Here is a 13,229-nt window from a genome sequence, read left to right as displayed (position 1 = left end):
TCTCAACCCACAACCAGGTTAAGCAGTTTGCCCGGGACGTAAATCACCTTACGAACGGTGACGCCGTCCAGATATTTGGCGACCAGGTGCTCTTGCGCGGCGCGCTCGCGCACCTGCTCTTCGGTGGCGTCGGCGGCGACGGTGATTCTTCCGCGCACTTTGCCGTTAACCTGCACCACCACCAGCTTGGAGTCTTCGACCATGGCTTCGTCGTCCGCCACCGGCCACGGCGCGACGTCGATATCGCCCTGGCCGCCCAGCGAACGCCACATTTCAAAGCAGGCGTGCGGGGTGAACGGATAAAGCATACGTACCACGGCCAGCAGGGCTTCCTGCATCAGGGCGCGATCCTGCTCGCCTTCCTGCGGCGCGCGCGCCAGTTTGTTCATCAGCTCCATAATCGCCGCGATGGCGGTGTTGAAGGTCTGACGGCGGCCGATGTCATCGCTGACTTTGGCGATGGTCTTGTGCAGATCGCGGCGCAGCGCTTTTTGATCGTCGTTCAGCGCAGCGACGTCCAGTGCGGAGGTTATGCCGCGCTGGCAGTGTTCGTACACCAGTTTCCATACGCGCTTGAGGAAGCGGTTGGCGCCTTCTACGCCGGACTCCTGCCACTCCAGCGTCATTTCGGCCGGGGAGGCGAACATCATGAACAGGCGCACGGTGTCGGCGCCGTAACGTTCTACCATGACCTGCGGGTCGATGCCGTTGTTCTTCGACTTGGACATCTTGCTCATGCCGGCATACACCAGCTCGCGCCCTTCCGGATCACGCGCCTTAACGATGCGGCCCTTGTCGTCGCGTTCGACGGTAACGTCAACCGGGGAAACCCAGTTGCGCTCGCCGTTGCTGCCGGTGTAGTAAAACGCGTCGGCCAGCACCATACCCTGACACAGCAGGCGCTTGGCCGGCTCGTCGGAGGTGACCAGCCCGGCGTCGCGCATCAGCTTGTGGAAGAAGCGGAAGTACATCAGGTGCATGATGGCGTGTTCGATACCGCCGACATACTGATCGACCGGCAGCCAGTAGTTGGCGGCGGCCGGGTCCAGCATGCCTTTGTCGTACTGCGGGCAGGTATAGCGCGCGTAGTACCAGGATGACTCCATGAAGGTGTCGAAGGTGTCGGTTTCACGCAGCGCCGGCTGGCCGTTTACCGTGGTTTTCGCCCAGTTCGGATCGGCTTTGATTGGGCTGGTGATGCCGTCCATCACGACGTCTTCCGGCAGAATGACCGGCAGTTGATCTTCCGGCGTCGGCATTACGGTGCCGTCTTCCAGCGTGACCATCGGGATCGGCGCGCCCCAGTAGCGCTGGCGCGATACGCCCCAGTCGCGCAGGCGGTAGTTGATCTTGCGCTCGCCGATGCCCAGGCCGATCAGCTTGTCGGCGATGGCATTGAAGGCGGCGTCGAAAGCGAGGCCGTCGAATTCGCCGGAGTTAAACAGCACGCCTTTTTCCGTGTAGGCTTCCCGGGAGAGATCCGGCGCCTGGCCGTCGGCGTTGAGGATCACCGGCTTGATCGGCAGCGAATATTTGCTGGCGAATTCGTGGTCGCGCTGGTCATGGCCCGGAACGGCCATCACGGCGCCGGTGCCGTAGTCCATCAATACGAAGTTGGCGGCCCAGATTTCGATTTTTTCGCCGTTCAGCGGATGGATGGCGTAGAAGCCGGTCGGCACGCCTTTTTTCTCCATCGTCGCCATGTCGGCTTCGGCAACTTTGGTATTGCGGCACTCTTCGATGAAATCGCCCAGCGCCGGGTTATTGCGCGCGGCCTGCTGCGCCAGCGGGTGAGCGGCGGCGATAGCCAGGTAGGTCACGCCCATGAAGGTGTCCGGGCGGGTGGTGTATACGGACAGCTTTTCGTCGCTGTCGGCGACGGAAAACTCGATTTCCACCCCTTCGGAACGGCCGATCCAGTTGCGCTGCATGGTTTTGACCTGTTCCGGCCAGCTTTCCAGCGTGTCGAGATCGTTGAGCAGTTGATCGGCGTAGTCGGTGATTTTAATGAACCACTGCGGAATTTCTTTACGTTCGACCTTGGTGTCGCAGCGCCAGCAGCAGCCGTCGATCACCTGTTCGTTAGCCAGTACGGTCTGATCGTTGGGGCACCAGTTCACCGCCGACGTTTTCTTGTAGACCATGCCTTTTTCATACAGCTTGGTGAAGAACCACTGCTCCCAGCGATAGTAATCCGGATCGCAGGTCGCCAGCTCACGGCTCCAGTCATAGCCGAAGCCCAGCAGTTTGAGCTGGTTTTTCATGTAGGCAATATTGTCATAGGTCCAGGGGGCCGGCGCGGTGTTGTTTTTTACCGCGGCGCCTTCCGCCGGCAGGCCGAACGCATCCCAGCCGATGGGCTGTAGCACGTTTTTGCCTTGCATGCGCTGATAGCGGGAGATCACATCGCCGATGGTGTAGTTGCGCACGTGGCCCATGTGCAGGCGCCCTGACGGGTACGGCAGCATGGAGAGGCAATAATACTTTTCTTTGCCCGGTTGCTCGGTGACCTGAAAGGTTTTGTGCTCATCCCAATGACGCTGAACGTCGGATTCTATGTCCTCTGGACGGTATTGCTCTTGCATGGCAGCTGGTGGTCCTGTAAGTGAAAACAGCTACGCCTGTAGCAGGGTCTGTTTTGGATAAATAAACCGAATGTTGTGATCCGCATAGAATAGCCGATATGCCCGCCGGGCAACAACAGGAAGCGCCGCCGGAATGGTATTTCTTTCTCCGTGCCGTCAGCGGGAAGAAATAAAAAGGCGCCGTTGGCCTATATGGGCGAAGCGGGCTGGGATCTGAGGCTAAAATTATAGTAGTCTGAATCAGATAACAAATTACGCTTTCATCGCCGGAGGTAAAGTATGAACAAGGTTGCTCAGTACTACCGCGAGTGGGTTGCCGCGCTGTCCGAACGTCTGAAGAACGGGGAGCGCGACATTGACGCATTGATTGAAAGCGCAGAGGAGCGTTTGCGTGCGGCGGGCGACCTGAGCGCGCAAGAGATCGAGCAGGTCAAGCAGTCGGTGCGCCGCGATCTGGAAGAGTTCGCCCGCAGCTATGAGGAAAATAAGGAAGAGCTGGGCGACGGCGTGTTCATGCGCGTGATTAAAGAAAGCCTGTGGCAGGAACTGGCGGATATCACGGATAAAACCCAGCTGGAGTGGCGCGAGGTGTTTAAGGACATCAGCCATCACGGGGTGTATCACAGCGGCGAGATGGTGGGGCTGGGGCATCTGGTGTGTGAGAAGTGCCATTACAATCTGGATTTCTACACGCCGGAAGTGCTGCCGCTGTGCCCGAAGTGCGGGCATGATCAGTTCCAGCGCAAGCCGTTTCAGCCTTAACGGTGTTCTCCCCGCCGTTGCGGGGACACGCTAATAAATACAGGGATGTCAGTGCGCGATGTTTATGTTACGCAGGATTCTGTTGCCGGTCGGCGCGGTGTTTGCCTTGTTTTTTTCCGCGCTGTGGCTGCTGTCATGGATGAATCCGCTGTGGGTGACGAAGAGTGCCGTGACGTTCGTTCGCGCTCAGGTTGAAACCGAGGTCAGGGAACGGGCGGCTGCGTATGACGACGCGTTTCTGGCAGGAAAAGCGCAGCGCCTGCTGGAGGCGTATGGCGGGGAGATTGCGGCGGCAAAGCGTTATCTGAGCGACAACCTTTCAGCGCAGATCGATACCGTCGTCGCGCAGGTTCAGTCGGGAACGATGCCCGCCGCAGAGCCTGAAGCGGCGGACGGGCATTTTTCCGTGCTGACGCGCATGACGAATAAACTGCGCGCGTTGGTTTATGAGAAATATGTCTCTGTTACCGGGAAACTACTGCGGGAATTCCGTATCTTTACCGGCATGAATGCCGCGATCTTTATCGTTTTCAGCGTAATGATGGGCGTACGGCGCGACAAGGTCAAAGCGTTGCTGGTGCCGGCGTTCTTAATGCTGCCGACGGTGGCGCTCACCGGTTACTTCTATCTGTTCGGGCAAAACTGGCTGCATACGCTGCTGTACAACCACTATGTGGGCTATGCCTGCCTTGCCTGGAACGGCGTCATTTTTTTATTTCTGGTGGATATTTTTATCAACAAAGCCCGCGTCACGGAATGCATCGTCGGAATGCTGAAGGAGTGCGTTAGCGGGCTATTGCCGGGGTAAGCAGGACATGGCAATGAATTATCAAACGACGGGATCGTTTATCTACAGCGGCAGGCTGTTTCTGGCCGTTCTGCTGGCGTTGGGGCTGTCGTTTTTCGGCGTATCCGCGTTGCTGTTTTATCTTTTTGCCGTTGGGCTGGTTTTCCCGGTGGTCGTTTCTATGGATCTGCACCGGAAAAAAGAGAGCGGGAAAATCCGGGTGCCGGATAACCGTGAAGAATGGATGGTCTATGTGAACGGCATTCCGGTGAGGGAAACCCGGAATACGCTGGCTAACCCTGCATTTATGTCGCAGGCAGCGCTGCGGCGTTATTTTATCGTGTTGTTTTCCGTGCGTATCGTGTTGCAGGTGATTGCCTGCGTGATGCTGGCGGCGCAGGGCGCCGGAGTGCAGCATTGGGGCATCTGGCTGGCGCTGGCTGCGGCAGGCGGATTGATGCTTTATGGTTTGTCTCGTTCATGTTTGTGCCTGCAAGCCTTGCTTAGCGCGGGTTGGGTGGTTGAGCGCCTGGAAGACGGCGGCAGGGCGGCAGGCTTTCGCGGCGGTTTTATCCGCCGGGGGAAATTTGATGATGCCCTGAGCCGGGGAATCGGGTTGTTTTGATAGCGGAATGGTGAGTTGTGCCTGATATTTATGTCCGGATTTATCGCAACCGTATGCGAGTACTTAATTACTCTACGGGAAAGGAAGCGGAAGGCGTGCCCGATGAGCCGTTTACCACATCGCGCCTGGTTCTGGGGCAGATGATCCCGGCAATGAAACTGCTTGCCCGGCTGGTGAAAGAGGTCGATCGCCGGCCGTTTATCATCAGAAAGTTTTTTGGTTGCTATCAAATCATCATTCATCCCCTGGAAATGAACGAAGGCGGGCATAGCCAGGTTGAGTTCAGGGCATATATGGATCTTGCCAAAAGCATCAGCCCGAAAGGGAAGAATAACTATGCGTGTTCAAGAGAGGAGGCGCTGGTCGCGGAGGAGTTGGGGCGCGTTTTTGGGATGGATGACTTTTGATATGAGTGACTGAAGGACGACACAGTTAAAAGCCGCCCCTTCCGGAGAAGGCGGCGGCCTGATGAGTGTCAGTGAATAATCTTCGCCAGGAAATCCCGGGCGCGGTCAGACTGCGGGTTATCGAAGAAATCGTCCTTATTGCGGTCTTCGACAATCTTCCCTTCGTCCATAAAGATCACCCGGTTGGCGACTTTGCGTGCGAAGCCCATCTCGTGGGTGACGACCATCATGGTCATGCCTTCTTTAGCCAGCTCAACCATAACGTCCAGCACTTCGTTGATCATCTCCGGGTCCAGCGCCGAGGTCGGTTCGTCGAACAGCATGGCGACCGGGTCCATGCACAGGGCGCGTGCAATGGCGACGCGCTGCTGCTGGCCGCCGGAAAGCTGGCCGGGGAATTTATCCGCGTGGGCGGAAAGGCCGACGCGCTCCAGCAGCTTCAGCCCTTTGGCTTTGGCGGCGGTTTTATCGCGCCCCAGCACCTTCACCTGCGCCAGCGTCAGGTTTTCAACGATGGAGAGATGGGGAAACAGCTCAAAGTGCTGGAATACCATGCCGACCTTGGAACGCAGCTTCGCCAGATTGGTGCGCTTGTCGTTAACCGCAATGCCGTCAACGACGATCTCGCCCTGCTGGATCGGTTCCAGTCCGTTTACCGTTTTGATCAGCGTGGATTTGCCGGAGCCAGAAGGGCCGCAAACTACCACCACCTCACCTTTTTTCACCTCTGTGGAGCAGTCTGCCAGCACCTGAAAGTGACCGTACCACTTAGAAACATGCTTCAGGGAAATCATCAAACAGTCCTTTTCTTCAAATAGTTGACCAGCCCGGAGGCCAGCAGGCTGATAACAAAATAGATCAGGCCGGCAAACAATACCATTTCAACTTCCGTACCGCTGTTAACGCCGATGGTGTCCGCGGTGCGGAAGAAGTCCGCCAGGCCGATGACGTAGACCAGCGAGGTGTCCTGAAACAGCACGATGCCCTGCGTCAGCAGCAGCGGCACCATGGCGCGGAAGGCCTGGGGCAGAATGATCAAACGCATCGATTGCCAGTGCGTCATGCCTAACGCCAGCGAAGCATAGCTTTGCCCTTTGGACACGCTTTTTATCCCGGCGCGGATGATTTCCGAATAGTACGCGGCTTCGAACAACGAGAACGCGACCATCGCCGATATCAGCCGGATATCGGTCGCCGGCGAGATGTTCAGCAGTTTTTGCAGCAGGCTCGGCACGACCAGGTAGAACCACAGCAGCACCATGACCAGCGGAACGGAGCGGAACAGGTTGACGTACAGGGTGGCGAACCAGCTCAGCGGTTTGAAGGTGGACATGCGCATTACAGCCAGCAGCGTGCCCCAGATAATGCCGAACACCACGGCGGTAATGGTAATTTTTACCGTAATCGCCATGCCGTTAAGCAAAAAGGGCAGGCTGGGGATGACGGTGCTCCAGTCAAATTCGTACATTTATTTGCTCCCCAGGTTGCCCGGCAACTGAACCTTACGCTCAACGAAATGCATTACCAGCATGATGACGGCGTTGATGCCGATATACGCCAGGGTAATGGCGGTGAACGACTCATAGGCATGCGCGGAGTAGTCCAGCAGCTTGCCGGCCTGAGACGCCATATCCACCAGACCGATGGTTGAGGCGATGGCCGAGTTTTTCACCATGTTCAGCATTTCGGAAGTCATGGGCGGCACGATGACGCGGTAAGCGTTGGGCAGCAGCACATAACGGTAGGTCTGGGGCAGCGTCAGACCGAGCGCCAGCCCGGCGTTCTGCTGGCCGCGCGGCAGCGACTGAATCGCGGCGCGCACCTGCTCACAGACGCGCGCGGCAGTGAACAGGCCGAGGCATATCATGGAGGAGACAAAAAACTGCACGTTCGGGTCCAGTTCCTGTTTGAACCAGTCGCCGATGCTGACGGGCAGTAATTCCGGCACCACCAGATACCAGGTGAAGAACTGTACGATCAGCGGCACGTTGCGGAACAGTTCGACGTAACACATGCCGATACTGGCAATGAAACGGTTGGGAACGGTACGCAGTATGCCGAACAGGGAGCCGATGAAGAAGGCGATGATCCAGGCGCAGATCGACAGGGCGACCGTAACCTCGAAGCCCGCGATCAGCCATCCGAGATAGGTGGTATTACCAAACGGGGCCTGCTGCAGGAAAATGCCCCAGTTCCAATCGATAGACATAGAAAACTCCGTCAGGCGCGCCGATATGCCGGAAAATAACCGGCGTGCGGGCGTCCAATAATCCGAGTGATTGATGACAGTCTCGTTGACGACAGCCGCTCCGGAAAAAGAAACGGGGGAGGGAACGATCTCCCCGCGCTTCCTGCCTGTCCGGGCCGCTTGTCAGCAATCGGCAGGGGGTGTGCCCCCCGTCATTGTTGTGATAGAAAACGGGACTAGTTCAATGCCTTATCGTTTGGCGCTTTAAACAACTGCTGCATGTCTTCCGACAGCGAGAAGTTCAGGTTCAGGTTTTTGGGCGGGATCGGGTTCTTAAACCAGCGATCGAACCACTTTTCCGCTTCGCCGGAGGTCTGAACGCCGGCAATGGCGCCGTCGACCAGTTTCTTGAAGGCGGCGTCGTCTTTACGCAGCATGCAGCCGTATGCTTCTTTCGACTGCGGCGTGCCGACGATTTCCCATTGATCCGGCTTCTTCGCCTTGGCGCGTTCGCCGGCCAGCAGGGCATCATCCATCATAAAGGCGACGGCGCGGCCGCTTTCCAGCGTGCGGAACGAGTCGCCGTGATCTTTCGCGCTGATGATGCGCATGTTCATTTTGTCTTTGTCGTTCATCTGGTTCAGCAGGATTTCCGACGTGGTCCCGGAGGTGACGACCACTGTCTTGCCGGCCAGATCTTTAAAGTCTTTAACGTCGGAGCCTTTTTTCACCAGCAGGCGGGTGCCGATGATGAAAATGGTGTCGGAGAAGGCGGCTTGTTTCTGACGCTCAAGGTTGTTGGTGGTAGAACCGCACTCAAAGTCGTAGGTGCCGTTTTGCAGCAGCGGAATACGGTTTTGTGAAGTGATCGGCAACAGTTTTACCTGAAGGTTAGGCAGGTTCAGTTCTTTCTTCACCGCTTCGACGATCTGATTGGAGTAATCCTGTGAGTATCCCACGACTTTCTGGGTGTTGTCGTAGTATGAGAACGGAACGGAGGACTCACGGTGACCAACGACGATCACGCCGCCGTCTTTGATCTTCTTCAGCGTGCCGGTGAGTTCATCAGCGGCATGTGCCACGCTGCCGGCCATCCCGGCGAGTAACAGCGATAACACCAGTTTACGCATATGCATTTGCCTGCTCCTTTACGGTGGTTGTGATGCCTGAAACCGGTGCGTTTACCGCACCAGCCTGACATTGCTCTCTGTCAATTGTCTGCGCAGCGGCCGGAACGAGGGCCACTTCGCCGTACATTTACCCATAAAACTCATATTGTTATACAGCGTGTCCGGACCGGGATTTGTCGGGCCGATGTTTCTTATTGTTGTTAGAAAAGTAGTTTAATGTAAATTAAATGATGTATTAATGTTTGTTTTTTGAGACATGAAGCGCACCATTTCGCTGCAAAAAAGTGCGCATGCACAAATATGAGGCAGAATATGCACTCTTATTGTGCGTGCGGAGCGAATACATGAGTTTGCTTCCCGGCTGAGGGAAATGATGCAAGGGGAGTGCCAAGGTTTCTGTCGGGAGGGGGATATCCGCAGGGAGGAGGGTTCCGCAGCCACAGGCGGGCATACGGAACCTTGCAATGCTTAACGCGCTTGCTTTTTGCGCCCGGCGATCAGCGCAGCGGCGCCCATCACCAGCGTCAGCATCCAGACCGGCCATCTGCCGGCGCTGGCATACGGTGTTTCCCCGGTGGTCGGCGCAACCTTCACCTCCAGCACCTGACGGGTAAACTGCGGGATCTCGGCGATCACGTTGCCGGTGGCATCTACCGCCGCCGTGACGCCGTTATTGGTTCCGCGCAGCAGCGGGCGGCCCAGCTCCAGCGCACGCATGCGCGCCATCTGGAAATGCTGCCAGGGGCCGATGGAATTCCCGAACCAGGCATCATTGGAGATCGTCAGCAAAAAGTTGGTGTCCGGCCTGAAGTTAGCGCGCACCTGCTCGCCCAGCACGATCTCGTAGCAGATCGCCGCCGTCAGGTTATAGCCGCGTACGCTCAGCTGCGGCTGGGTGTAATTCCCGCGGCTGAAAGCCGACATTGGCAAGTTGAAGAACGGCGCCAACGGGCGCAACAGCTCTTCCAGCGGCACAAATTCGCCGAACGGCACCAAATGGTGTTTATCGTAACGATCCTTACCCGGATAGGCGTAAGGCTGCTGTTCGCCCAGGACGATAATCGAGTTGTAATAGCGGGAGCCGTATTCCCCGGAACGCTCATCGACGATGCCGGTGATCAGGCTGCTGCCCTTGGTGCGCAGCAGCTCGTCCAGCAGGGTGAGGAAGTTTTGTTCATTACGCTCGGTGTCGGGAATCGCTGATTCCGGCCAGATGATCACCGGCGCTTTGCCCATATAGGGGCGCGACATATCCGCGTAGGTTTGCAGCGTAGAGATGAGCTGGTTCGGGTCCCACTTCATGAACTGCGGGATGTTGCCCTGCACCAGCGCGACGTTAACTGCTTTATCCGGCTGGTTCTGATACCACTGCACATAGCGCAGCGGCCAGGGCGCGGCCAGCAGTAATACGGCAACGACGGCGGGCGCAATGCGCCGTTGGCAGGCGGCCAGCACCAGCAGTCCGCAGATGATCATCAGCAGATAGGTGATGGTTTCCACGCCGGCGATCGGCGCGATGCCTTTCAGCGGGCCGTTGATCTGGCTGTAGCCGAACTGCAGCCAGGGAAAGCCGGTCAGTACCCAACCGCGCAGGAACTCGGTCGCCTGCCACAGCGCCGGCGCGGCGATAACCAGCCGCCATACGCCGGTTTTCGGCCAAAAGCGGTTGAGTAACCCGGCGAACAGCATCGGATAAAGCGCCAGATAAGCGGCGAGCAACACCACCAAAAACATGCTGACCGGTTTGGGCATGCCGCCGAACTGATCGATGCTGACGTAAACCCAGTTGACGCCGGCGCCGAACAGCCCCATGCCCCAGCAGAACCCGAGCCACAGCGATTGACGGGTGGTTCTCTCCAGCGTCAGAGCCAGCAACCCGGCCAGGGAAACCAGCGCGGCCGGCCAGAAATCATACGGGGAAAACGCCAGGGTGCCGCAGGCGCCTGACAGTAACGCCAGCAGGGTTCTCACCCGCTGGCGTTTCAGTAGTGAAGCATTGACCATGTTAAGTTCAGCTTTCCTGGTCTAATTGAGGTTGGGGTGACTCATCCGGGATTTTAACGTGTACCTGGATAATCCGCCGGCTGTCGGCCATCGCGACCTTAAACTGATAGCCGTCCAGCTCGATGGTTTCGCTGCGCGCCGGCAGGTGGCCGAATGCCTGCATTACCAGGCCGCCGACGGTGTCCACCTCTTCATCGCTGAAGTGGGTGCCGAAAACCTCATTGAAGTCTTCGATCGGCGTTAAGGCGCGCACGGTGTACATATGGCGGCTCAGCTGACGCACGTCGCGGTCTTCCACGTCATCGTACTCGTCGTCGATTTCCCCGACGATCAGCTCAAGTATGTCTTCAATGGTCACCAGGCCGGAGACGCCGCCGAACTCGTCGATGACGATAGCCATGTGGTAACGCTGGGAGCGGAATTCCTTAAGCATGCGGTCAACGCGCTTGCTTTCAGGAACCACCACGGCGGGACGCAGAACTTTATCAATGCTGAACGGCTCGGACTCACTGCGCATAAACGGCAGCAAATCTTTCGCCATCAGAATACCTTCAATGTGATCTTTATCTTCGCTGATCACCGGGAAACGTGAGTGGGCGGAGTCGATAATGACGTCCAGGCACTCCTCCAGCGTCTGGTTGCGCTTGAGCGTGATCATCTGGCTGCGCGGGATCATGATGTCGCGTACGCGCTGCTCGGCGATGTCCATTACCCCCTCAAGCATGTCGCGGGTATCCTGGTCGATCAGATCGTTTTGCTCGGAATCACGGATCAGCTCAACCAGATCGCCACGGTTTTTGGGTTCCCCGTGAAACAGTTGGTTGAGAATAAGAGAAAAGAACCCCTTCTTGTGACTGGGGCCGTCATTGTTCTGTGAATGGTCGTCGCTCATGGCGTTTGTGTGTTATCACTCATAGTCATGGTTAAGAAACCGCCGGGGAATGCCGGATCCGGTTTCTAATTACGGCGGCCGGGTGGCCGCCAGTCCTTGTTATATCACTCTTTTTCGGCTGCATAGGGATCGGGAAAGCCCAATTCCTGCATGATTTCTGCTTCCAGAGACTCCATCTCTTCGGCTTCTTCATCAATGATATGGTCATACCCTAGCAGATGAAGACTTCCGTGGACAACCATATGCGCCCAATGTGAGAGCAGGGTAATATTCTGTTCCTGTGCTTCGCGCTCCACCACCTGGCGGCAGATAATCATGTCGCCCAGCAGCGGCAGCTCGATGCCCGGCGGCGCTTCGAACGGGAAAGAGAGCACGTTGGTCGGCTTGTCTTTCCCGCGGTAGGTCAGGTTGAGATCGTGGCTTTCCGCTTCATCCACCAGACGAACGGTGACTTCCGCCTCTTCCTGGAATTTGGGCAGCACGGCGTTCAGCCAGCGCAGGAAGTCGGCTTCCTGCGGCAGGCCGCCGGTGTTCTCGCAGGCGATCTGCAAATCAAGAATGACGTTGCTCATTGGGGTTCCTGTGCCGCGGCGGCAAGCTGCGCCTCGCGTTTACGCTGTTCGGCCAGCTCGTCTTTGCGTTTCTGCTCCGCCGCTTCCCAGGCTTCGTACGCGATGACCACGCGGGCAACCACCGGATGGCGCACCACGTCTTCGCTGTGGAAGAAGTTGAAGCTGATCTCTTCCACCGAGGAGAGCACTTCCACCGCGTGGCGCAGGCCGGATTTCTGGTTGCGCGGCAGGTCGATCTGCGTAACGTCGCCGGTGATGACCGCCTTGGAGTTGAAGCCGATACGGGTCAGGAACATCTTCATCTGCTCGATGGTGGTGTTCTGGCTTTCGTCGAGGATGATGAAAGCGTCGTTGAGCGTGCGGCCGCGCATGTAGGCCAGCGGGGCCACTTCGATCACGTTGCGCTCCATCAGCTTCTCCACCCGCTCAAAGCCCAGCATTTCGAACAGGGCGTCGTACAGCGGGCGCAGGTAAGGGTCAACCTTCTGGCTCAGGTCGCCGGGCAGGAAGCCGAGCTTCTCGCCCGCTTCCACCGCCGGGCGCGTCAGCAAGATGCGGCGGATCTCCTGGCGCTCCAGGGCGTCAACCGCCGCGGCTACGGCCAGGTAGGTTTTACCGGTACCGGCAGGGCCGATGCCGAAGGTGATGTCATGGTCGAGAATGTTGGCGATGTACTGCGCCTGATTCGGCGTGCGGGGCTTGATCATGCCGCGCTTGGTTTTGATGTTCACCGCTTTGCCGTATTCCGGGACGCTTTCGGCCACCTGTTCCAGCACGCGGCTTTCTTTGATCGCCAGATGAATTTGTTCCGGCCCGATGTCCGGGATCTGCCCGCGCAGCGGCGCAGTGTCTACATACAGGTGACGCAGGATATCCGCAGCCGCGCTGACGCAGACGGACTTGCCCACCAGTTTGAAACGGTTGTCGCGCCGGTTGATTTCAATGCCCAGGCGACGTTCCAGTTGCTTGATATTGTCATCGAAAGGCCCGCAAAGGCTCATCAGACGTTGATTATCAGCGGGTTCCAGTACCAGTTCTTCAGTAGTGACGTTCAAACTCTTCCTCTGTATCAGACGGTTGGCGGAGCTGACGGCTCCCGGTTGATTGGCCTTACGGGCCTGTCACCCTAATCATACATGGCATTGCGGCATTATTCCTCATTCACGCATGCCTGACGGGGACGTTCAGAAAGATTAACTGAGGGCGGCAGCGGGGAATTTCAACGGCGGCCAAAAAACAAAAGGCGCCGCGCGGGCGCCTTTGGCCGGGAGCATCCC

General features: G+C 57.5%; 13 protein-coding genes. 4 read left to right on the top strand and 9 right to left on the bottom strand.

The window, feature by feature from the left end; translation table 11 throughout:
* Positions 1 to 2: 2 nt before the first annotated feature.
* Positions 3 to 2,585, bottom strand: a complete 2,583-nt coding sequence (gene leuS, locus C8D90_RS17100) for a leucine--tRNA ligase (RefSeq protein ID WP_115459674.1) — start codon at positions 2,583 to 2,585, stop codon at positions 3 to 5.
* A gap of 279 nt (positions 2,586 to 2,864) precedes the next feature.
* On the opposite strand from leuS, the gene C8D90_RS17095 reads away from it, so the two are divergent.
* Genes C8D90_RS17095 through C8D90_RS17080 form a run of 4 tightly spaced genes read left to right on the top strand, consistent with a single transcriptional unit; the run spans position 2,865 to position 5,166 of the window.
* Positions 2,865 to 3,347, top strand: a complete 483-nt coding sequence (locus C8D90_RS17095; RefSeq protein ID WP_115459673.1) for a zinc ribbon-containing protein — start codon at positions 2,865 to 2,867, stop codon at positions 3,345 to 3,347.
* Between the two features lie 58 nt (positions 3,348 to 3,405).
* Positions 3,406 to 4,155 (top strand): hypothetical protein, encoded by a 750-nt coding sequence (locus C8D90_RS17090; RefSeq protein WP_115459672.1) that lies wholly within the window; start codon positions 3,406 to 3,408, stop codon positions 4,153 to 4,155.
* 13 nt (positions 4,156 to 4,168) lie between these two features.
* Positions 4,169 to 4,759 (top strand): hypothetical protein, encoded by a 591-nt coding sequence (locus C8D90_RS17085; RefSeq protein WP_147291380.1) that lies wholly within the window; start codon positions 4,169 to 4,171, stop codon positions 4,757 to 4,759.
* A 53-nt stretch (positions 4,760 to 4,812) separates the two neighbouring features.
* Complete coding sequence (locus C8D90_RS17080; RefSeq protein WP_230473037.1) at positions 4,813 to 5,166, top strand: hypothetical protein; 354 nt, start codon at positions 4,813 to 4,815, stop codon at positions 5,164 to 5,166.
* A gap of 68 nt (positions 5,167 to 5,234) precedes the next feature.
* Here C8D90_RS17080 and C8D90_RS17075 read toward each other — a convergent pair whose 3' ends face one another.
* The 8 genes from C8D90_RS17075 to C8D90_RS17040 form a co-directional block, all read right to left on the bottom strand.
* A complete protein-coding gene (locus C8D90_RS17075) occupies positions 5,235 to 5,960 on the bottom strand; it encodes an amino acid ABC transporter ATP-binding protein (RefSeq protein ID WP_115459669.1) in 726 nt (241 codons plus the stop codon).
* Positions 5,960 to 6,634, bottom strand: coding sequence for a glutamate/aspartate ABC transporter permease GltK (gene gltK / locus C8D90_RS17070; protein ID WP_115459668.1), 675 nt, complete (start codon positions 6,632 to 6,634; stop codon positions 5,960 to 5,962). The genes C8D90_RS17075 and gltK overlap by 1 nt, the downstream gene beginning before the upstream one ends.
* The gene (locus C8D90_RS17065) at positions 6,635 to 7,375 is read right to left on the bottom strand and encodes an amino acid ABC transporter permease (RefSeq protein ID WP_115459667.1); all 741 of its coding nucleotides are present in this window, start codon (positions 7,373 to 7,375) and stop codon (positions 6,635 to 6,637) included. It lies immediately after the preceding gene.
* Between the two features lie 215 nt (positions 7,376 to 7,590).
* Positions 7,591 to 8,490: an amino acid ABC transporter substrate-binding protein gene (locus tag C8D90_RS17060; protein ID WP_115459666.1), complete on the bottom strand. Its 900-nt coding sequence runs from the start codon at positions 8,488 to 8,490 to the stop codon at positions 7,591 to 7,593.
* Between the two features lie 462 nt (positions 8,491 to 8,952).
* Positions 8,953 to 10,488 (bottom strand): apolipoprotein N-acyltransferase, encoded by a 1,536-nt coding sequence (lnt, locus tag C8D90_RS17055; protein ID WP_115459665.1) that lies wholly within the window; start codon positions 10,486 to 10,488, stop codon positions 8,953 to 8,955.
* Between the two features lie 7 nt (positions 10,489 to 10,495).
* A complete protein-coding gene (corC, locus tag C8D90_RS17050) occupies positions 10,496 to 11,380 on the bottom strand; it encodes a CNNM family magnesium/cobalt transport protein CorC (protein ID WP_115459664.1) in 885 nt (294 codons plus the stop codon).
* Positions 11,381 to 11,484: 104 nt separating this feature from the next.
* On the bottom strand, positions 11,485 to 11,952 hold the full coding sequence (ybeY, locus tag C8D90_RS17045; RefSeq protein WP_115459663.1) for an rRNA maturation RNase YbeY: 468 nt from the start codon (positions 11,950 to 11,952) through the stop codon (positions 11,485 to 11,487).
* Positions 11,949 to 13,025: a PhoH family protein gene (locus C8D90_RS17040; RefSeq protein ID WP_230473041.1), complete on the bottom strand. Its 1,077-nt coding sequence runs from the start codon at positions 13,023 to 13,025 to the stop codon at positions 11,949 to 11,951. Before C8D90_RS17040 ends, ybeY begins: the two co-directional genes overlap by 4 nt.
* Positions 13,026 to 13,229: the final 204 nt, after the last annotated feature.

The organism is Enterobacillus tribolii (assembly GCF_003363015.1).
Lineage (GTDB): Bacteria > Pseudomonadota > Gammaproteobacteria > Enterobacterales > Enterobacteriaceae > Enterobacillus > Enterobacillus tribolii.
Note: the sequence above shows the minus strand (reverse complement) of the source record. Positions and strands in the feature narration are given on the sequence as shown.

What these genes read in the sequence shown, in the direction of transcription:
- leuS (WP_115459674.1), bottom strand. Translation starts at nt 2,585, where the DNA reads ATGCAAGAGCAATACCGTCCAGAGGACATAGAATCCGACGTTCAGCGT.
- C8D90_RS17080 (WP_230473037.1), top strand. Translation starts at nt 4,813, where the DNA reads ATGCGAGTACTTAATTACTCTACGGGAAAGGAAGCGGAAGGCGTGCCC.
- corC (WP_115459664.1), bottom strand. Translation starts at nt 11,380, where the DNA reads ATGAGCGACGACCATTCACAGAACAATGACGGCCCCAGTCACAAGAAG.
- ybeY (WP_115459663.1), bottom strand. Translation starts at nt 11,952, where the DNA reads ATGAGCAACGTCATTCTTGATTTGCAGATCGCCTGCGAGAACACCGGC.
- C8D90_RS17065 (WP_115459667.1), bottom strand. Translation starts at nt 7,375, where the DNA reads ATGTCTATCGATTGGAACTGGGGCATTTTCCTGCAGCAGGCCCCGTTT.
- lnt (WP_115459665.1), bottom strand. Translation starts at nt 10,488, where the DNA reads ATGGTCAATGCTTCACTACTGAAACGCCAGCGGGTGAGAACCCTGCTG.
- C8D90_RS17085 (WP_147291380.1), top strand. Translation starts at nt 4,169, where the DNA reads ATGAATTATCAAACGACGGGATCGTTTATCTACAGCGGCAGGCTGTTT.
- C8D90_RS17090 (WP_115459672.1), top strand. Translation starts at nt 3,406, where the DNA reads ATGTTTATGTTACGCAGGATTCTGTTGCCGGTCGGCGCGGTGTTTGCC.
- C8D90_RS17095 (WP_115459673.1), top strand. Translation starts at nt 2,865, where the DNA reads ATGAACAAGGTTGCTCAGTACTACCGCGAGTGGGTTGCCGCGCTGTCC.
- C8D90_RS17060 (WP_115459666.1), bottom strand. Translation starts at nt 8,490, where the DNA reads ATGCATATGCGTAAACTGGTGTTATCGCTGTTACTCGCCGGGATGGCC.
- C8D90_RS17075 (WP_115459669.1), bottom strand. Translation starts at nt 5,960, where the DNA reads ATGATTTCCCTGAAGCATGTTTCTAAGTGGTACGGTCACTTTCAGGTG.
- gltK (WP_115459668.1), bottom strand. Translation starts at nt 6,634, where the DNA reads ATGTACGAATTTGACTGGAGCACCGTCATCCCCAGCCTGCCCTTTTTG.